This window comes from Peribacillus sp. FW305-BF15, assembly GCF_058783805.1.
Genome location: NZ_JBYSYV010000042.1, coordinates 1 through 20,376 on the forward strand (window position 1 = coordinate 1; position 20,376 = coordinate 20,376).

Consider the following 20,376-nt stretch of genomic DNA (forward strand, 5'->3'; position numbering starts at 1 on the left):
TCGCGGGGTGGAGCAGTCCGGTAGCTCGTCGGGCTCATAACCCGAAGGTCGCAGGTTCAAATCCTGTCCCCGCAATCATGAAAAAAACGAAACCTAGGTTTCGTTTTTTTGTTTTATCTGTTATTCGAATAATATGTCCTTAACTTATTTGTTTCTTCTTTTGAAACAAGGTAAACTACATATAGAATGGTTTTTGTTCCATAATATTGCGTTTATGGTTCTCGACATGAACTATAGGACGGACGTTTTCCTAATAATGATAAAGGTGATTGATATATGCAACATGTTGAATGGATTTCTCAGAATGAGGAAGAAACAGCGCAATTTGCGCACAAATTGGCACAAAAGCTTTCCAGTGGAGATGTGCTGGCTCTAGAAGGTGACTTGGGTGCAGGGAAGACGGCATTCACAAAAGGGCTGGCTAAAGGATTGGGTGTTACCAGAATGGTGAATAGCCCTACCTTTACGATAATAAAGGAGTACATGGGTCGCTTACCTTTGTATCATATGGATGTCTATCGGGTAAGTGAATCGGAAGAAGATTTAGGCTTTGATGAATATTTTGATGGTGATGGTGTGACTGTCGTTGAATGGGCCCATTTAATAAAGGATCACCTCCCAGAGGAGATCTTGACCATTTATATCTATCGTTTGGGCGATACAAGCCGGCGTATCGTTTTGCAAGCCAAAGGCGAACGATATGTAAAGTTATGTAAGGAGATTATTTGATGAAGGTTTTAGCTATAGATACATCGAATTTCACATTAGGGATTGCACTTGTAAACGGGAATCAAGTAATTGGTGAGTATACGACGAACCTAAAGAAAAATCATTCGGTGCGGGTAATGCCAGCAATTGAAACACTGCTGAGGGACTGCGATACTAAACCGAAGGAATTAACTAAGATAGTGGTCGCTCAAGGTCCAGGCTCCTATACAGGGGTCAGGATTGGAGTGACGATAGCGAAAAGCTTGGCCTGGACGCTTCAGATTCCGTTATCAGGTGTTTCCAGCTTAGAGGTTTTAGCAGCTAATGGACGTTATTTTAACGGGTTGATATCTCCCTTGTTCGATGCAAGAAGAGGGCAGATTTATACTGGATTATATGAAATGGAAAAGGATTCTTTAAAGACAGTCATTGAAGATTGTAATATTCTATCCTCTGAGTGGGCGAATCAATTGAAGGAATTAAATCGTCCTGTTTTATTTGTTGGTCAAGATGTGGACATCCATCGGGTTGCAATTACTGATGCATTAGGTGAATTAGCGGTATTTGCTCCAGTACAGTCATATAATTCAAGGCCAAGCGAACTGGCCTTCATTGGTCTTGATAAGGCTGAAGTGGATGTTCACCAGTTTGTACCGAATTATATCCGCATGGCTGAAGCAGAAGCTAAGTGGCTTGAACAGCAGGGGAAATAAACAAGGAAAGCGACGATCATTATGAGTAAAACATTGACGTTCCGAAAGATGAATACGGCAGATATCGACCAAGTGCTTAACGTGGAAAAGCAGTCCTTTACTTTGCCTTGGAGCCGGGAAGCTTTTTTTAATGAATTGAATCATAATCAATATGCTGTATACATGGTGATAGAGGATGAAGGGAAAATTGCCGGTTATTGCGGTGCCTGGATCGTCATTGATGAATCGCACATCACCAATATTGCGATATTACCAGAATACCGAGGGCAAAAGCTTGGAGAAGCTTTGCTCAGGAAGATGATTGAAATCTCCATTTCAATGGGTGTGGTGAGGATGACACTTGAGGTCCGTGTCAGTAATGCCGTAGCCATTTCACTTTATGAAAAACTTGGTTTCCAAAAGGGCGGAATCCGAAAGAATTATTATACTGACAATCAAGAGGATGCTTATGTTATGTGGGTGAATTTTTCATGAAAAAAGATCAAATTATATTAGGAATTGAAACAAGCTGTGATGAAACTGCGGCAGCCGTCATAAAAAATGGAACGGAAATACTGAGTAATGTCGTGGCTTCACAAATAGAAAGTCATAAACGTTTTGGCGGTGTCGTCCCGGAAATAGCTTCCCGTCATCATGTAGAACAAATTACTATTGTTCTTGAAGAAGCACTGCTGCAAGCGGGTGTGACATATGAAGACTTGGATGCCATTGCCGTTACAGAAGGTCCCGGCCTTGTAGGGGCACTATTAATAGGTGTGAATGCGGCGAAGGCTGTAGCTTTCGCACATGGAATACCAATTGTCGGTACGCATCATATCGCTGGTCATATCTATGCAAATCGGCTTATTCAGGAGATTGAATATCCTGCGCTTTCTTTAGTCGTTTCGGGAGGTCATACGGAATTGGTGCTTTTAGAAGAACCGGGTTCTTTCAAGGTGATCGGGGAGACTCGGGATGATGCAGCAGGGGAGGCATATGATAAAGTGGCTCGAACCTTGGGGCTCCCTTATCCTGGCGGGCCTCATATCGATAGGCTTGCGCAAGAAGGCTCACCATCTTTGAAACTGCCTAGGGCATGGTTGGATGGCAGCTATGACTTTTCTTTCAGCGGGTTGAAATCAGCGGTAATCAACACTTTGCATAATGCAGAACAGCGCGGGGAAAAAATTGAACCTAAAGATTTAGCGGCAAGTTTCCAAGCAAGCGTGATAGAAGTGCTTGTAATGAAAGCTGTGAAGGCTGCAAAGGAATATAATGTGAAACAGGTATTGCTTGCTGGAGGAGTTGCGGCAAATAAAGGCCTTAGGGAAGCATTAACGGAAGCTTTTAAGGATTTACCTATGGATATATCCATTCCGCCCCTCTATCTTTGTACCGACAATGCTGCCATGATTGGTGCTGCTGGCAGTGTCATGTTTGAAAAGGGAAAGCGATCCGGTTTGGATTTGAACGGAAATCCTGGATTGGATATAGAAGCATTTTAATGGACGAGAAGACAGGATCCGTCACTTTGGCATCCTGTCTTTTTATCGTGTTAATAAAATAATAGAATATTCTGTGGATAAAGTTTTTTTGATAATCATCCTGCATGTGTATAAAGGGGTATTTTTGTGGATAAGTGGATATGTTTCTGTGGATAATGTGTATAACTCAAATTAATGGCTAATGAGCGGTAAGTGGTTTGTTAACAAGTTTGTGGATAACTTTCAAGACACTTTGGTTGGAAAAGAAAAAGACCGAGTCAATTGACTCGGTCTTTTTCATTCTTCCAGTTCAGCCCATTCTTCGAGAAGCTGATCCAAACTTTCTTGTGCATGATCAAGTTTTGTTTGGACTTCCATCACCTTTTCGTGGTCCTGAAAAACATTTGGATCACATAGGAGGTCATTATATTCGTTTATTTCGGTTTCAAGAAGCTCCATGGCTGCCTCGATTTCCTCAATGCGCCGTTTTCGCTGGCGTTCAGCTTTTTTTGCTTCTTTATCAATTTTGTAATTTGTTTTTTCTACAGCCGCATCTAAAGATTTAGCCTGATCCTGCTGTTCAAGTGCTTGGATTTCCGCTTGCTCCTGTTTCTTCTCTAGATAGTAATCATAATCACCGAGGAATTCTTCGTTGCCGTCTTTGGAGAGCTCTATCACTTTCGTTGCTATCCGATTTATGAAATAACGGTCATGTGAGACGAATAGAATAGTTCCCGGATAATCAATTAATGCATTTTCAAGCACCAATTTACTATCGAGGTCCAAATGGTTCGTTGGTTCATCAAGAATTAAAAAATTGCCTTTTTGCATCATCATTTTGGCTAGAGCAAGCCGGGCCTTTTCGCCCCCGCTTAGTGTGGAAACGGTTTTCAAAACATCATCCCCGCTAAATAGGAAATTACCGAGTACGGTGCGAATGTCCTTTTCCGGTTTAAGGGGATAGTCGTCCCATAATTCATTGAGTACGCGTTTATTGGAAACAAGGTTAGCCTGTTCTTGATCGTAGTAGCTGACTTCTACGTTCGTTCCAAAACGGAAATCCCCAGAAAGGGCAGGCAGCTTGGAAATGATCGTTTTCAATAAAGTTGATTTTCCAACTCCATTTGGGCCGACAAGAGCTATGCTCTCTCCTTTTGTCATCCGGGAATTAATATTCTTTGATACCGTTTCCCCTTCGTATCCGATAGCCAGGTCCTGGAGGTGGAGTACTTCATTTCCGCTTTGCCTTTCAATCTGGAAAGAAAAATTCGCGGATTTTTCATCACCTTGCGGCTTGTCCAGTACATCCATCTTTTCGAGCTGTTTACGTCTGCTTTGTGCTCTTTTCGTTGTGGAAGCCCTTGTGATATTACGTTGGACAAAATCGCGAAGCTTTTCGATTTCCCCTTGCTGTTTCTCGAACAGTTTCATGTCCCGCTCATAATCTTCCGCTTTTCCCTCTAGGTAAGAACTATAATTACCATGGTATTTTTTCATGTTATTCCGGGAAATCTCATATACCAGGTTTACTACTTTATCTAAAAAATAGCGGTCATGGGAAACAATGAGGACAGCTCCCTGGTAGCCTTGTAAATATTGTTCAAGCCAAGAGAGGGTTTCGATATCCAAATGGTTCGTCGGCTCATCCAGAATCAATATATCCGGTTTCCTTAAAAGCAGCTTACCTAAGGCAAGCCTTGTTTTTTGCCCGCCGCTTAAAGTGGAAATTGGGGTAGAATAGTCAAAGTCGGCAAACTGAAGACCATGCAATACGGAACGGATATCCGCTTCATATTGATAACCTCCCTTCTCTTTGAATGCCACCATCAAAGTGTCGTATTCATTCAGCACTTTTTGGTAAACCGTTTCGTTTTCAAAGATGTCAGGTCTGGCCATATCAGCCTCAAGGCGACGCAGTTCCTTTTCCTGCTCTATAAGGTCAGTGAATACAGTAAGCATTTCATCCCAAATGGTCAATGCGGATTCCAATCCAGTATCCTGGGCCATATAGCCGATGGTGACGCCTTTTGGTTTGATTATTTCACCGCCATCATGGGAAAGCTGCCCGGCAATGATTTTTAGCAGAGTGGATTTGCCGGCGCCATTTCGGCCGACAAGGGCAATTCGATCTTTATTTTGAACTTCGAGCTTCATATTTGATAAAATAAGTTCAGCTCCATAATATTTCGATAGTTGATTGATTTGTAATAAAATCATAGATTTCACCTCAATTGATTACTGTTAGTTTAACGTATTTTAGTTATTATCGGCAACAGCTTGGTTCCAAGCTGAAAGAAAAGCTATTACATAAAGTGGAATAATAGTGTATGATTTAGGAGGGGTTACTTAAATGGGAGACTTAACGCATTTTAATGAACAGGGCAGGGCCAAAATGGTCGATGTGAGTGCTAAGCCTGAAACAACCCGGACGGCAGTGGCTCAGTCGAGCATTTTATTGAATGATGAAATATATGGATTGATCACGAACCATAAAATGAAAAAAGGTGATGTACTGGCTGTTGCACAAGTTGCAGGAATCATGGCCAGCAAAAATACATCCAATATAATTCCGATGTGCCATCCCATTGCTCTGCAAGGGGTCAATATAGCCTTTGATTGGGAAAAAGAAGAACAAGGATATAGGCTTAGGATTGAAACGGAAGCTAAGACAAAAGGGAGTACAGGTGTGGAAATGGAAGCGTTAACAGCTGCATCCGTGACTGCCTTGACTGTTTATGACATGTGTAAGGCCATTGATAAGGGAATGGTGATCGGGCCTACATTCTTAGTGGAGAAAACAGGCGGAGTGTCTAGTAGCGATTATAAAAGGCAAGTAAAACGAACAGATAGAGATTAAGTTGAAAAGCATGTGTGAAGGCGGGGAAGAACAATGAACCATGACCCAAAGATACCGCAGGCAACAGCCAAAAGGTTGCCATTGTATTATCGATTTTTAAAGAACTTACATTCCTCAGGCAAACAAAGAGTTTCCTCGGCTGAGCTAAGTGAAGCCGTAAAAGTGGATTCTGCTACCATTCGCCGTGATTTTTCCTACTTTGGCGCGCTTGGGAAAAAAGGCTACGGCTACAATGTCAATTATTTATTATCCTTCTTCAGAAAAACACTTGATCAAGATGAATTGACCAAAGTCGCTTTAATCGGAGTGGGAAATTTAGGAACCGCTTTTTTAAATTACAATTTCATGAAAAATAATAATACAAAAATTGAAATGGCTTTCGAAGTATCTGAAGAAAAGGTCGGCAAGCGAATAGCTGATGTGCCCATCTACCATATGGATCAAATCGATACACTATTGCAGGAAAATAATATTACTGCAGCGATATTGACAGTGCCTGCACAGGTAGCCCAGACGATAACCGATCGTCTAGTCAAAGCTGACATAAAAGGAATATTGAATTTCACACCTGCACGGCTGACCGTGCCGCCATCCATAAGGGTCCACCACATTGACCTGGCCGTGGAACTTCAGTCGCTCATCTACTTCCTGAAGCATTATCCGGTAGTGGAAGAAGCGGCTTTGGAGGAATGAAAAAACGCTGCATTTATGCAGCGTTTTTTTATTTTTTCTTATTTTTTTGTGCGGCTTTAATCTTAAAGTGCAGCATGATCATGCGTAATCCCGATCCAAAATCAAGAGTCGCAATAAGGACAAGTATGTAGGCAAAGAGTCCCCATCCAGAAGAATTGACGGTTTGAATTGCGATAGCGGTAAAAAGAGCCCCTAAGCCTGCATAAATGATGCCCATGAATAATGGTGATTGACGTTTCATAATAAACCTCCGATGAAGGCCTGTGCAGTATCTAGCATCTTCTCAATATCCTCCCGATATACCACTTGAAGGATGATAACAAGCGTGTTCATCGCAATATGAGCGCTCATGGAAACGAGAATGCGGCCTGTTTTCGCATAAAGGAAAGCAAAAGTGAAGCCCATTGCCGTATATAAAAGAAGATGTTCAAATTCACCATGCGCCAAGCCGAAAATAACTGAGCTGATTAAAGCTGAAATAAAGAAGTTAAAGCGTTTATGAAGTGATCCGAAAATAATTTTACGGAAAATTAATTCTTCCAATATAGGTCCAATTACTGAAGTGACGAAAATGACCATGGGGACTTTGTAAATGAGTGAAATGAGTTGCTGCGTATTTTCAGATTCAGACTCCACCCCAAGCATTTGTTCAATGCTTCCGGCAATGCTTTGCGCAAAAAGAGCCATGAACACTCCTGCAATTGCCCATAATATGGACATGGATACGGAAGTTTGGTTTCTCGCGTCCAGCTTTTCCCTCATATCTTTTCTCATTAAAAAAAGAATCAAGAATAAAGCAGCGAGAAAACTGAAAACTATCCAGTATGCTGCAGATTTCACTTCGAGTTCATCAGCCGGCATTCCGGTATAAGACCCGATCAGCATGAAAATGGGTACCCCGACAATACTGGATAATTGCATGGCAATATAAGTGATGATGACGAACCAATATTCTTTTTTCAAAAATGAAAACTCCTTTTATAGTCACCCATCCGCTTGGAACGTTACTGACGTGGGGACAATCTATAAACGCATACTACAAAATGGTATCAAAAATTGGGGCAGAACACCACTTAAAGGTACCCCTAACATGACATTTCAATGACTATGTTTAGGAAATCATTATGCTAAAGTAGTTTACCCGTAATTTATCAGAAATTAATAAAAAATTTTCAATAAGATACTTGCAAAAAAGGCTCGGTTTATTTAATATTATAAATGTGTTAGCACTCGATGATGATGAGTGCTAATAATCATGAAACAAATTATCAAGAGAATATGAGGAGGTTGTTTCACTTGTTAAAACCATTAGGTGATCGCGTTATTATTGAACTAGTTCAAACTGAAGAAAAAACTGCAAGCGGTATTGTTCTTCCTGATACTGCTAAAGAAAAGCCACAAGAAGGTAAGGTAGTAGCAGTTGGTACTGGCCGTGTCCTTGAAAATGGCGAACGTGTTGCTTTAGAGGTTGCCCAAGGCGATCTAATTATCTTCTCAAAATATGCAGGTACTGAAGTTAAATACGAAGACACTGAATACTTAATTTTACGTGAAAGCGACATTCTAGCTGTTATCGGCTAATTATACATCATACTTAACTGAACGAAAATTTTCTTAAATTTTAGGGAGGTACTTATAAATGGCTAAAGAAATTAAATTTAGTGAAGAAGCTCGCCGCTCCATGCTTCGCGGTGTGGACGCACTTGCAGATGCAGTTAAAGTAACGCTTGGACCAAAAGGTCGTAACGTGGTTCTTGAGAAAAAATTCGGTTCGCCGCTTATCACAAATGACGGTGTGACGATCGCTAAAGAAATCGAATTGGAAGATGCATTCGAAAACATGGGTGCGAAATTGGTTGCTGAAGTAGCAAGCAAAACAAACGACGTAGCTGGTGACGGTACAACTACTGCAACGGTTCTTGCGCAAGCGATGATCCGTGAAGGTCTTAAAAACGTAACAGCTGGTGCGAACCCAATGGGTATCCGTAAAGGAATCGAGAAAGCAGTCAATACTGCAATCGCAGAATTGAAAGCCATTTCCCAACCTGTTGAAAACAAAGAGTCTATCGCACAAGTTGCTGCCATCTCTTCAGCTGATGAAGAAGTGGGCCAACTGATTGCGGAAGCAATGGAGCGCGTTGGTAACGACGGCGTCATCACAATCGAAGAGTCTAAAGGTTTCACAACTGAGTTGGACGTAGTGGAAGGTATGCAATTCGATCGCGGATATGCATCTCCATACATGGTTACTGATTCAGATAAAATGGAAGCTGTCCTTGAGAATCCATATATCTTGATCACTGATAAAAAAATCACGAATATCCAAGAAATCCTTCCTGTACTTGAGCAAGTTGTACAACAAGGAAAACCGCTATTATTGATTGCTGAAGATGTAGAAGGCGAAGCGCTTGCAACTCTTGTTGTGAACAAACTTCGTGGAACATTCAACGCTGTTGCGGTTAAAGCTCCTGGATTCGGTGACCGTCGTAAAGCAATGCTTGAAGACATCGCAGCTCTTACAGGCGGCGAAGTAATCACTGAAGAAATCGGACTTGATCTTAAATCTGCAACAATCGATTCATTAGGCCGTGCGTCTAAAGTGGTTGTTACGAAAGAAAATACAACGATCGTTGAAGGATCTGGGGATACAGCTCAAATCCAAGCTCGTGTAAACCAAATCCGTGTTCAATTAGAAGAAACAACTTCTGAATTTGACCGTGAAAAATTACAAGAACGCCTTGCTAAATTAGCTGGTGGTGTAGCGGTAATCAAAGTCGGTGCAGCTACTGAAACAGAATTGAAAGAACGTAAACTTCGTATTGAAGATGCATTGAACTCCACTCGTGCCGCTGTTGAAGAAGGTATCGTAGCCGGTGGTGGTACAGCACTTCTTAACGTATACAATAAAATCGCTGAAATCCAAGCGGAAGGCGACGTAGCAACAGGCGTGAAAATCGTTCTTCGTGCCATCGAAGAGCCTGTTCGTCAAATCGCTCACAACGCTGGACTTGAAGGCTCTGTAATCGTAGAGCGCCTTAAAGGCGAAGCTGTAGGCACTGGCTTCAACGCAGCTACTGGACAATGGGTGAACATGATCGAATCAGGTATCGTCGATCCTACTAAAGTAACTCGTTCAGCTCTACAAAACGCTGGTTCTGTAGCAGCAATGTTCTTAACTACAGAAGCTGTCGTTGCTGACAAACCAGAACCTGCTGGTGCTGGCGGCATGGGCATGCCTGACATGGGCGGCATGGGCGGAATGGGCGGCATGATGTAATCATTCGCTAAATCCCTTAATAGAGGGGTTTAACGAGGATTTAGAATGAGCTCACCTAACATGTGAATATCAATTTTAATGAAAATGGCCTCTCACAGTTTACTGTGGGAGGCCTTTTCTTCGATGTTGAAAGGGAAACTTCATACATCCAATTTAACGAAAGACATACATATAGTTCTTGGCGATGGGGGAACAACAAATACTAGAGTCCTTAAAAGGAACTGTTAAAAGTTGATTGAGAATGTTTTTAACTTAGTGAAGGATCGCCCAAAGGCAGTTTTCCCTTTACAAGCATCTTTTGCTTCGGTTATTTTTGCATGAGTTTGATATGAAGCCCATAGTTGTAGATATATCAGGAGAGTCCAGCAGTGGTAAAAGTGGTTTACTTCTACTCTGTCCATCGGTATGGGGGAGTCCTAAAGAATAAAAGTAAAAGCGGGAAACCTGAATTATCAATGTTTTTCCCGCTTTTTATCATTTTATATTTTAGTTACATATAATCATAAACAGAGTCATCAAAATAGAGCCAGTGATAATATTCAATCTGTGAATCTGTCATCTTGGAAATGTCTTTCTCATTGAATTTTTGTTGCTCAATTAATTTCTGCACTTTGGATTTTCTTTCTACTTGGCTCATCTTAAATCCTCCTTATAGTATGAGAAGTAACGAAGTATTTAAATATTGAAAACGCTTTCTTTTTTCTTATTTTTATTATATATCTCAATGTGAGATTAAACAAATATCAAATATAGATGATTTTTAAGGAAATAATATAGAAATGGTATTTATCTATTTACTTTGAAGCAGTTAAGAATCTTTTGAAATTTCATTTATAAAATCTCCTCTCAATTTTTATAATAAAATTGCACCTTTCACAGTTTTACAGGGAGATTCAAACTTATAGACATAGAAAATCATATCTTCTGGTCCTTCTAAAATGAAAGCCTCAGTTAAAATGCCATCTTTTTCTTAAAACTCATTTATGTGTTTCTTTAATAATGCAGTTTGAATTCGATTTAAGGATTTTTTCATTTTCATGATAATCTTTTCTCCTTCCGAAATAATATAGGATTAGGATTAGATTTATGCTTCCTCTTGTAATAGTGGGGCTTTTTCAGGTTCTTCATACCAGTTATTTATAAGAATTTAATTGAAAAAGCTCACCTATTTGCTCACCTTACATTGAAATATCATGACACTAAGTGAAGTTATTTTAGGTGGCTTTGACCAAAAGTGTTGATATTATTACCTTGTTACTTCCTATTAAATTATTAATTGAATGGGCGGGCATGATGTAATCATCGCTTAATCCCTTATTATAGGGGTCTAACGGGAGATTCAGTCATGAATGCTCACACCAAATATGTGAATATCAAATAAGGGAATTATGAAATGTGAATTATATCGTTTCATTTTTGGAACGAGGGGACTTACTAAATATATTAGTATAAAGATAGAAGTGCGGAAACACTTACCCTAACCCCATTGTTAAAAGGAGTTTGACCAATATGAAAATTATTAGAGTTAGAGAAATTGGTGTTAAGAGAATTATAGTTCCAGCTGTTGCAAGTGCTTTTCTATTTTCAGCTTTTGCTCCATTTTCAAAAGCTTCTGCTTCTGAACTAAATGAATCAACAATTCGAACAAATACTGAAATTGGTTCTATAATAGTAACCGAGCAAACCCAAATTAGCCTAGAAGAAATAGAAAGTGTCATCGCTGACCAATCGACTCCCTCAAGTTTAATAATGCAACAGGCCAACCCCGTCAACCCTTATGATGGTACTCAAATGTCATCTGAAATTATTCAACAATTAGAAAATGAGTCCAAAAAAAGGGGGTTTAAAAAGACAGTTGTAGTGTATGCACTAAAGTATGGTGGTACAGCAATGGGTAAAATTGTTGGTAGTTTATCACCTGCCAATGGTAAGCTTTTGAAAAAACATGCTTTTGAAATTGGTGATGCATTAGACAGAATGTCTAATAAAATTGAAGCAAGATTAGTTGATTTCATGATACATGAATTAGACTTTGCACCAAGTGCTGCTAGATCTATTGCTTGGGCAATTGCACTTTGGGTATTATAATAGTAGGAGCTGAATTTAATGGATGAGTTAATAGATGAATTTAAAAAGATGAAATATCATCAAAAGTTATTACTTACAATTGCTTTGGATAAAAATCCTGAACAATATACTTTTTTTCATTTCATTTTGAATAATGATCTGAGTGAAAATGATACAAAGGTGATTTTTGATATACTTCATGCTTTAGAAGATAAAAAGGAAGGTACTTACCAAAAGGGTAAATATGAAGCAGCCATTGCATCATTATTAGGAGATAATCCTTCAGTGTCCATGGATACCTTTGAAAAGGCATTGTTACATGTGAATATTGATGTGAACCCTATTTATCTAATTAAATCCTTGAGAAATCAATATTTTCAAGTTGATTTATGTAATTACCTCTTGGAACAATAAAGTATAATCTCAAAAAGCATCAGTATATAATATTATTTCGGCAAACTAACTAAATATGCAAAAGCGAGATAATCCTTTTTTATAATTGCACTGACCTGAAAAATGAGAAAAGTAAAAACACCTTTCGTTGAAAAGTAGGTATTAAATATCAACCAATCAATATGGAGGTGTTTTTTTCTATGGAAAAAAATGCAGTGTAGTTAAATAACTCTATAAGGATAATTTTTTGTCTATAGGGTAGCTCATCCCGTACCCATTTTTTTATAATTTTCATAATAATGATGAATTGCGTATAATGAGGATGGAAGGGTATACATACATTAAATCAATTCGAAATGAAAGAATGGTCATTCTATTCTATAAGCAAATAATCGATTAAAGGTGAAATGATTATGATAGCAAGTCTTATGAGGTCTTGGACAATATGGATAAAAATTGGAGTAATTTTATTCGGGGTATTCTTACTGTCGTGGTTGGGTCCTGACGAAATTGGCCTTACTGATTTGCTTATTTCTTTAAGAGAAGGTGAAGAAACGGGAAATAAGCTAATGCTTGCCGTTTTTTTGTTAATTTCTTTAAATACAGTTTTAGCTTTGTTTCATTATATTGGTGCACTGCTGTTGGGAGACGAAATCGGTGCTCGTTTAAACCGTCCATGGTTAAAAATCGTCATTCCTCTTATTGTTATTCCTCTCGATTATATCGTGATAAATGCTTATTATTCTTTAACATACTCATTTAGCGCATATGCGTTGTTATTGTTGTTAGCCATCTTATTATTGCAAGCCTTTGAAAAGGATAGACTAAAGCCCATTATTAAAACGATTATTTGTTCTCAATTAATCTTTGGGATTGAATGGCTGAATGAGATTCCTTCTTTATCCCAATATGGATTTGGCCAAGGATCGATTTCAAAGGAATTAAAAGATATAGCGGTTCAAATTGGATTTGAGCAATCTTTAACATTGTACAGTTTAACTTTGTGTTTGATTTTTGTTATTAATGCTGTTATTTTAGCTGTGTATTTTTCTTTATCCGAACAAAGATGGCGGATAAAGCAAGAGCTTCATTATGCGCAGTTAGAAGCAATGCAGTCAAGATCAGGACGAGAAGCACTATATCTGGTCCATGATTTAAAAACGCCTCTCACAGCAATTGAGGGGCTAAATTCTTTAATTAGTTTGAAAGTGGACGATTCTAAAATTAAGGAATATTGTCAAAGGATTTCAGCATCGATTCATTCCGTTAGCGACATGATTTCCGAGATTTTATATGATGATAAAAAACATTGGTGCCGTATAAAAGATTTAGTTGAATATGTCGAAGCAAGCAGACTGAGCGGGACAAATCTTAATCTGAAGGTAGACTTTCAAACAGATCCTGAAATTAAAATTTTAATTAATAAAATCCGAATGACAAGGGCATTGGTGAATTTAATTGACAATGCTCATGATGCAGTGAACGGAGTGGAAGATGGAAAGATTTTGCTTAAGGTAAAAACCTATGAAAATGAACTTTGGTTGGGTGTATCAGATAACGGGAAAGGGATTTCACCTAAAGAGCAGGTGGAAGTATGGAAAGCTGGGTTCAGTACGAAATCGCATCCAGGGATGGGATTAGCTTTCGTACGACAAGTTGCTGAAGGACATGGTGCATCGGTGGAAATTGACAGCAAGCTTGGGCACGGGACAATAATTTGGATTAAACTAGCTGAGGGGAGTGTGTCAAGATGAACATTTTAGTCATAGATGATGATGCATCAATTCAATACATGCTAAGTGAAATTTGTGAATTTGCCGGCTGGAATGCAGATACGGCGAACAATGGAAAAGAAGGGTTGAATGTGTTTGCAGAAAAAGGAGCGGATGTTGTTTTAGTGGATTATCATATGCCGGAAATGGACGGAATAAAAACAGTGGGTGAGCTTCGTAAACTTAATGCTGATGTACCGATTCTTGTATTAACAGTCGATGAACGACAGGAAATTGCTGATCGCTTTCTTGAAGCAGGCGCAACGGATTTTGCGTTAAAGCCTGTAAAAGCGCCTGATTTGATTTCAAGAATTCAACTGCATGCCCGCCTAGCAAAATTAACCCAATCAGCTCCGCAGCAAAAATCCAGTGAAGAGAAGGATGTATTTGTAACAAAGGGAATTAGTAAGAGAACACTTCGTCACGTTAGTGATTTTCTACATTCTAATCGTGAGCCTTTTTCCGTTGATACAATTTCTAAAGAAGTTGGATTGGCTTATCCGACCGTCTATCGCTATATTATGCATTTACTTGATGAAGGAAAAGTGGAAACTATTGTGAGTTATCAAAAAATAGGAAGACCCAAAAATTTATATCAATGGATTGTTGACTAAGAAACTGCCTTAATACAAGGCAGTTTTTTTATTATGATGGGGGGGCTCCGTTGCTGCACAACCATTAATGCAACAAGACTTTTTTTCTTTTTTTTCTGTATTTTTATATTTTCTGATAATATAAAATTATTTTACAACACTAATGATTCTTTAAAATATAAATAACTTCATTGGTTGTCTTCAAGTTAAATGAATGAATTTATAAGTTAATGCTCATGAAGATTTTGCTATCAGATTCTTTTTGCACCAAAGCGAAGATTAAAAAATGAAAACGCTTACTGATGGTGAGTTGGATGGAGTGAGTGGCCATCATCGTACCAATCAATTGTCTATTAAAATAAAGACCATGCAATTATTTTGTGAATGTAACGATTGGTGGTTAACCATATTGAGGAGGACTTTATTATGCAAGCACTATTAAAAGAAGAAGTTCAGCAGCCAAACCAGTCCAGGAAAAAGCATCCTCCAGGACTGTATATGCTGTTCGCTACTGAGGCATGGGAGCGCTTCAGCTATTACGGAATGAGGGCAATCCTTGTTCTTTACTTAACGGCAACGGTTGTAAACGGCGGGCTTGGAGTCGACAAATCTGCGGCTATGGGCATATACGGATTCTTTACTGGTGCCGTTTATATTACGCCAATGATTGGCGGATACTTGACTGACCGTTTCATAGGCAGAAGATTGGCGATCACGATTGGCGGTATTTTAATGGCGCTGGGTAACTTTTCGCTATTCGCAAGTCAGAGTTTAACAGCGCTTTACATTGGTCTTGGTTTATTGATCATCGGTAATGGTTTCTTCAAGCCAAACATCTCGACAATTGTTGGTGATCTTTATGAAGACAATGATCCGCGTCGTGATGGGGCTTTCACCATCTTCTATATGGGTATTAACGTTGGGGCTTTCTTCGCCCCATTAGTGGTCGGGCTTATGAACTATAAATATGGGTTCTTGACAGCAGCAATTGGCATGATTGTAGGACAGTTAGTTTTCAACTTATTAGGCAATCGCTATTTAGGTGATATCGGTAAAGAACCTACCGGCAAACCGGATGTTACAGCTGGTAAAAAATCAGCTGCACCGTTAACGAAAAGAGAACAAAAACGTACAGCGGCTATCGTGATTTTGGCAGTCTTCGTCATTGCTTTCTGGGCCGCTTTCGAGCAGGCAGGAAGTTCATTGACATTGTATGCTAATGACCAAATTGATCGGAATGTATTTGGCTTTGAGGTTCCAACTGCCTGGTTCCAATCATTGAACCCATTATTCATCGTGATTTTAGCGCCAATTATGTCTGCTTTATGGTACAAGCTTGGCAGCTCAAAACGCGGTGACTTAAAAACCCCAACGAAGATGGCTCTCGGTTTAGTCACTGTTGGTTTAGGTTTCTTAGTACTGCTTCCTGCCGTTATGTACACAGGAAACGATACAGCGCTGAAAGTGAACATCCTGTTCATGATTGTAACGTATTTCCTTCATACATTAGCCGAATTAATGATTTCACCAGTCGGCTTATCAATGGTAAGTAAAATTGCTCCAATCAAGCTTGCCTCACTTCTAATGGGAGTATGGCTGGCAAGTTCCGCGGTGGCCAATATGGTAGCCGGACAATTAGCTGCATATACGCAGTCTTTAGGTTACCTGGAAATCTTCAGTGTAATTGGTTTTGTAACAATTGGTTTAGGTATTGTATTGTTGTTCCTTTCGAAGCCAGTCGCAAAGCTGATGAAATAATGAAAAAATGAGCTGACCCAAAAGGCACATAATGTGCCTTTTGGGTCGAGCTTTTTTTAGTGGGAAAATAATAGAATCGGTCCAAACTGGTGTAGCGGGGTCTCCACAACGACCCATACCAGAAAGGAACGATTCTTTGAAGTTTTATTTCTGTTTGCTTAATCTTATTGTGTTTCAACATTTTCACGAGTCTTTCATCCATTTGAATGGTACGGAACATAAGTAAACAAAAGCAAATCAATGGGAAGTTCTTATAAAACAAGTCAAAGCTATATTAGATGAGAAACAATAATAAACACTTAGGTAGATTAATAAACTTGGTTTCAATAATTGACCAGCCACTTTTAGTAGAAAAGCACTCAGAGCTGGTTATGTAAAAGAGCCTATGAATTAGGATGTAATTCACTCCACTTAAGTGATTATATGAAATTTGTCCGAGTGGTAACTTGCAACAAAAAAAGGGGAATCTTGAGGATAAGGCTGGCCAGTTTTCCAAAGGCACGGGACTAGGCGCCAGGCCCAACCAGATGTAACATCCGCAATTATAAGGGGAGATGGAGGCTATGCAAGAGAAGGAAGGGAAGTGAATAGGTGATCTAATCCTATATGGAAACAGAAGAAAGGAAAAGGGAATCTTATCGCTATCCCTAACGACTTCTGGATAGGCTATACTTATCTAGACAGAAAATTTAAGGTCGGGTAGACTACAGATACAACTAGTTATAGAAAAGAGGTCCGATATGCGACGCGATATACAAATGAATGAACGAGCTTTCTCTTCCAAGGAAGTGGCAGAAGAAGTGGGGATTGCAACTCCCACTGTTCGAAAGTATGGTCAAATCTTAGAGCGGAATGGATATGAGTTTTTGAAAGATGGAGATCGGCGTATCTTTGTTAAATCTGACATCGGAGCGCTTATAGCGCTACGCGATACGGACAAGCCCCTAGACGATACAGCTAAAGACCTTGTGTATCAACAAAAAGAAAGATTAGAAGGATCCAATGAAACACACATAGCGATACCCGATACATATGAAAATTCACCCCACGACCCCAATCAATTAAACGAGGTCTTAATGTTTTTAGTCAATGAACTCGCAGCCACACGTGAAATGAATGCCCAACTGACAAATGATATGTCACAGCTTAAAACAAAGGTTTCCCGGCTCCAGCAAGATCATCATGTTATAAGTTCTAGTATTGGAAATTCAGCGCAAAGAACTAATACTAAAATTGAACAATTAACTGAACAACAAAATACCCATTACGAAACATTGCTGGAACAAGAAAAACAAAAAAGTGAACTCTTACAAAAAGAAATACAAAATATGCGGGACGAACAGAAAAAAGAATGGAGTTCACAAAATGAATTTAATAAACGTTTAGAAGAGACTATACAAAAACGTTCCGAAAAATGGCGGGGACTTTTCTCCATATTCAGAAAATAAGGGATGACTGTTAAGGTTTTTTGCCTATGCGAATCCAAAAAACTTTAAAAAAATTCATAGTGCCATATATGATTCGCGCAGCTGAAAAACAGAATGAAGAAAGAATATTTCAACTTTACAGGTTTGGCACCAGTTTTGTAAAAGCTCGGCGATACCAATGTATCGGACGTTCTACCAAAGGCAAGCGAAGGCTCAATTAAAATTTCATTGGAGATTTGTTTAAGCGATATGCATCTAAAACAAAATGCACAATTTGAAGCAAGCAAAAAATGCAGTTTAATGAAATGAGAGTTGAGACAGTTGAGAACTTGCATTCAAAAACAAGAGTCATCCTTAATAGAGGTGCTCCAGACAGGGATTGATCGGCTCTTTTTTGTGTGTTGCGTATCGCTGGGCGATATAACTTACAAATAAATTCGAATCTTTAGGTTTAATAGAAAAGTGACGTTTGATGCAAACATGATTTACATCCGAATGAACAAGTATTCTTTGTATTCTTTTCTAAGGAAGTGGCAGAAAATGTGGGGATGCACACCCACTGTTCAAAAGTATGGTCAAAACTTAGTACGAAACGGATATGAGTTTTTAAGATGGTGGTCACCTATCTTTATTCAATCTGACATCGAAGCGCACATAGCGTTATACGATACGTGATAAGGGCATGTCCCTGGAGGGTACAGCTAGAGATCTTATGTGTCTATAAAAAGGTAGACTAGAAGTAACCGATGAAACAGAGATAGCGATACCCGGTATAAAGACAACTTAACCCATAATTCCAAACAAATAAATGAGATTTTAAATGTTCTAACCAATGAACAACTCGCAGCTACGCTTGAAATGAACAATCCACTGACAAGGATATGGCTCAGCTTAAAACAACGGTTTCCCAGCTCCAGCAAGATTCATGGCCTCAATAGTGTTCCTCAAGAAAGGGGCTTATCGGTTCTTTTTTATGTTTCGTATCGGTGTGCGATATAACATGAAAATAAGTCCGCAGATTCTTCATCTTTAAAAAGAAAGGGAAGTCCGACATAGAAACGCTTAAAGCGATACGCTATACGGGGAACTCCCTAAACGATAGAGCTAAAGGACCTTGTATCAAGAAAAAGAAAGATTAGAAGGAACCAATGAAACAGAGATAGCGATACCCGATACATATGACAATTTAACCCATGCTCTCATTCAATTAAAAGAAAGCTTAATTTTTAACCAATAAACTCGCAGCTACGGGTGAAATGAACATTTAACTGACAAACGATATGTCATAGCTTAAAACTGAACAACAAAAAAACCATTAAGAAACATTACTTCAATAAGAAAAAGGTTTCATTACTTTTTTTAGTCTCTTTGACTATATTGAGATGTTAAATAACAGTTTAAACCGAGGCAATCAAATCAATAGTAGAAATTCCTTTGTCCCAACTATTCAGAATCACTATTTTTCAAATTTCAACAATTTCCCGAGAAATAACTACAAATTCTGAGTAGACATCGACAAAATTAGAAGGTTCTAAAAGATGTAGTAAAACATTGGTGAAAATTATGACCAATTGAGTTAAAAACTTGATTGAAAACGTTTATGGGTATTGAGTATGGAGAAGTGACGAATAATTTCTCTTTTGAATGATATCGTATGTGTTTGGGAAGAACACACCTTTCAGAATTAAAAAAATTTTCAACCAAAACACTCGCTGCTCTACGCGTGAGGTGAACATTTAACTGACAAACGATATGTCATAACTTAAAACTGAACAAAAAACCATTAAGAAACATTTCTTCAAAATAAGAAAGTTTCTTAATGGTTTTTTAGAGTCTTTTACGATATTGAGGTGTTAATACCAATTTAAACCGAGGCACTCAATTCAATAGTAGAAATTCTTTTGTTCTAACTTTTCAGAATCACTATTTTCAAATTTCAACAATTTCCCGAGAAATAACTACAAATTCTGAGTTAATATCGACAAAATTAGAAGTCTCTAAAGGTGTAGTGAAACATTGGTGAAAATTATGACCAATTGAGTTTTTTTAACAAGGAAATCAGATAGGAAGCTTGGTTGATTGAGTTAAAAACTGATTGAAAACGTTTATGGGGTGTTGAGTATGGAGAAGTAGACGAATTATTTCTCTTTTGAATGAAAGCGTATGTATGTGCTTGGGAAGAACACACCTTTCAGGATTAAAGAAATATAAAGGGGTGAATGAGGGACAACCTACGATAGTATTGAAGGCAGCTAAATTGCCGCGAGTAGCAACCTGTGCTAGCTCAAACACCACAAAAAGACCTAAAAGCAAGTCAAAGAGAACAAGGCTAATGCCGAAGACAAAAGGAGGCCCCAAGGCAAGGGGATACAAATGTCTCGTAGCGAAGCCAAGCCAAAGCAGGTAAACAATGATAGCGTTTTTTATAGGTAAATGGGAGCCATCAAACTAAAATAAGGAAGGCAACTAGATCCCAGCGAGTAGCAACCTATGATAGTTGACAAGTACTATGCAATCTCTAATTGGTCTAGAAAATCAACTATATAAAAACGTTACAAGCATAGCACCTTAAACAGGTGCTCAGACTGTAGACAAACTCGATGAAAATCGAGTTTGTCTATTTTTATGGCTTGTACAATTTGGACGTTGATTTCC

19 protein-coding genes and 1 tRNA gene are annotated in these 20,376 nt (G+C 38.7%); 16 read left to right on the top strand and 4 right to left on the bottom strand.

All coding sequences use genetic code 11. The features are described from left to right. The first annotated feature begins 1 nt into the window (after window position 1). The 5 genes from AC3WLU_RS25675 to tsaD all read left to right on the top strand — a co-directional run bounded on the left by AC3WLU_RS25675 (window position 2) and on the right by tsaD (window position 2,905). Window positions 2–75: transfer RNA gene (locus tag AC3WLU_RS25675), tRNA-Met, on the top strand. A gap of 201 nt (window positions 76–276) precedes the next feature. Beyond that, window positions 277–729, top strand: a complete 453-nt coding sequence (gene tsaE / locus AC3WLU_RS25680; RefSeq protein ID WP_268563543.1) for a tRNA (adenosine(37)-N6)-threonylcarbamoyltransferase complex ATPase subunit type 1 TsaE — start codon at window positions 277–279, stop codon at window positions 727–729. Next, window positions 729–1,421, top strand: coding sequence for a tRNA (adenosine(37)-N6)-threonylcarbamoyltransferase complex dimerization subunit type 1 TsaB (tsaB, locus tag AC3WLU_RS25685; RefSeq protein WP_053533462.1), 693 nt, complete (start codon window positions 729–731; stop codon window positions 1,419–1,421). Before tsaE ends, tsaB begins: the two co-directional genes overlap by 1 nt. Window positions 1,422–1,442: 21 nt before the next feature. Next, entirely contained in the window at window positions 1,443–1,895 is a 453-nt protein-coding gene (rimI, locus tag AC3WLU_RS25690) for a ribosomal protein S18-alanine N-acetyltransferase (RefSeq protein WP_053533463.1), read from the top strand. After that, complete coding sequence (tsaD, locus tag AC3WLU_RS25695; RefSeq protein ID WP_053533464.1) at window positions 1,892–2,905, top strand: tRNA (adenosine(37)-N6)-threonylcarbamoyltransferase complex transferase subunit TsaD; 1,014 nt, start codon at window positions 1,892–1,894, stop codon at window positions 2,903–2,905. Before rimI ends, tsaD begins: the two co-directional genes overlap by 4 nt. A 276-nt stretch (window positions 2,906–3,181) precedes the next feature. Here the strand turns inward: tsaD and AC3WLU_RS25700 are convergent, their stop codons facing one another. Next, on the bottom strand, window positions 3,182–5,101 hold the full coding sequence (locus AC3WLU_RS25700) for an ABC transporter ATP-binding protein (protein ID WP_057276549.1): 1,920 nt from the start codon (window positions 5,099–5,101) through the stop codon (window positions 3,182–3,184). Window positions 5,102–5,234: 133 nt separating this feature from the next. Between AC3WLU_RS25700 and moaC the strand changes: the two genes are divergently transcribed. Together moaC and AC3WLU_RS25710 are read left to right on the top strand one after the other, a co-directional pair. Next, window positions 5,235–5,741: a cyclic pyranopterin monophosphate synthase MoaC gene (moaC, locus tag AC3WLU_RS25705; protein WP_063574479.1), complete on the top strand. Its 507-nt coding sequence runs from the start codon at window positions 5,235–5,237 to the stop codon at window positions 5,739–5,741. A gap of 33 nt (window positions 5,742–5,774) precedes the next feature. Next, window positions 5,775–6,434, top strand: coding sequence for a redox-sensing transcriptional repressor Rex (locus AC3WLU_RS25710; protein ID WP_034306345.1), 660 nt, complete (start codon window positions 5,775–5,777; stop codon window positions 6,432–6,434). Between the two features lie 28 nt (window positions 6,435–6,462). On the opposite strand, the gene AC3WLU_RS25715 is transcribed toward AC3WLU_RS25710, so the two are convergent. Beyond that, window positions 6,463–6,675: a YdiK family protein gene (locus tag AC3WLU_RS25715; RefSeq protein WP_034306342.1), complete on the bottom strand. Its 213-nt coding sequence runs from the start codon at window positions 6,673–6,675 to the stop codon at window positions 6,463–6,465. Then, window positions 6,672–7,397, bottom strand: a complete 726-nt coding sequence (locus AC3WLU_RS25720; protein WP_063574478.1) for a CPBP family intramembrane glutamic endopeptidase — start codon at window positions 7,395–7,397, stop codon at window positions 6,672–6,674. The genes AC3WLU_RS25715 and AC3WLU_RS25720 overlap by 4 nt, the downstream gene beginning before the upstream one ends. A 333-nt stretch (window positions 7,398–7,730) precedes the next feature. Here AC3WLU_RS25720 and groES point away from each other — a divergent pair, with 333 nt between their 5' ends. From groES to AC3WLU_RS25735, 3 genes are all read left to right on the top strand, one after another. Beyond that, window positions 7,731–8,015: a co-chaperone GroES gene (gene groES / locus AC3WLU_RS25725; RefSeq protein WP_034306337.1), complete on the top strand. Its 285-nt coding sequence runs from the start codon at window positions 7,731–7,733 to the stop codon at window positions 8,013–8,015. 58 nt (window positions 8,016–8,073) lie between these two features. Continuing rightward, window positions 8,074–9,711 (top strand): chaperonin GroEL, encoded by a 1,638-nt coding sequence (gene groL / locus AC3WLU_RS25730; protein WP_034306335.1) that lies wholly within the window; start codon window positions 8,074–8,076, stop codon window positions 9,709–9,711. A gap of 298 nt (window positions 9,712–10,009) precedes the next feature. Further along, window positions 10,010–10,138 (top strand): DUF927 domain-containing protein, encoded by a 129-nt coding sequence (locus AC3WLU_RS25735; RefSeq protein ID WP_492598144.1) that lies wholly within the window; start codon window positions 10,010–10,012, stop codon window positions 10,136–10,138. A 63-nt stretch (window positions 10,139–10,201) separates the two neighbouring features. Here the strand turns inward: AC3WLU_RS25735 and AC3WLU_RS25740 are convergent, their stop codons facing one another. Further along, entirely contained in the window at window positions 10,202–10,348 is a 147-nt protein-coding gene (locus tag AC3WLU_RS25740; protein WP_127777491.1) for a BH0509 family protein, read from the bottom strand. Between the two features lie 872 nt (window positions 10,349–11,220). Here AC3WLU_RS25740 and AC3WLU_RS25745 point away from each other — a divergent pair. From AC3WLU_RS25745 to AC3WLU_RS25770, 6 genes are all read left to right on the top strand, one after another. Further along, complete coding sequence (locus tag AC3WLU_RS25745; RefSeq protein WP_492598145.1) at window positions 11,221–11,799, top strand: YqxI family protein; 579 nt, start codon at window positions 11,221–11,223, stop codon at window positions 11,797–11,799. Between the two features lie 18 nt (window positions 11,800–11,817). Then, the gene (locus AC3WLU_RS25750; protein WP_063574470.1) at window positions 11,818–12,192 is read left to right on the top strand and encodes a DUF1878 family protein; all 375 of its coding nucleotides are present in this window, start codon (window positions 11,818–11,820) and stop codon (window positions 12,190–12,192) included. Between the two features lie 386 nt (window positions 12,193–12,578). Beyond that, window positions 12,579–13,925: a sensor histidine kinase gene (locus tag AC3WLU_RS25755; RefSeq protein ID WP_411739381.1), complete on the top strand. Its 1,347-nt coding sequence runs from the start codon at window positions 12,579–12,581 to the stop codon at window positions 13,923–13,925. Further along, a complete protein-coding gene (locus AC3WLU_RS25760; protein WP_063574469.1) occupies window positions 13,922–14,557 on the top strand; it encodes a response regulator in 636 nt (211 codons plus the stop codon). Before AC3WLU_RS25755 ends, AC3WLU_RS25760 begins: the two co-directional genes overlap by 4 nt. Before the next feature lie 405 nt (window positions 14,558–14,962). Continuing rightward, a complete protein-coding gene (locus AC3WLU_RS25765; RefSeq protein ID WP_057276533.1) occupies window positions 14,963–16,294 on the top strand; it encodes a peptide MFS transporter in 1,332 nt (443 codons plus the stop codon). 758 nt (window positions 16,295–17,052) lie between these two features. Beyond that, the gene (locus tag AC3WLU_RS25770; RefSeq protein WP_240520808.1) at window positions 17,053–17,742 is read left to right on the top strand and encodes an SH3 domain-containing protein; all 690 of its coding nucleotides are present in this window, start codon (window positions 17,053–17,055) and stop codon (window positions 17,740–17,742) included. The last annotated feature ends 2,634 nt before the right edge of the window (window positions 17,743–20,376 follow it).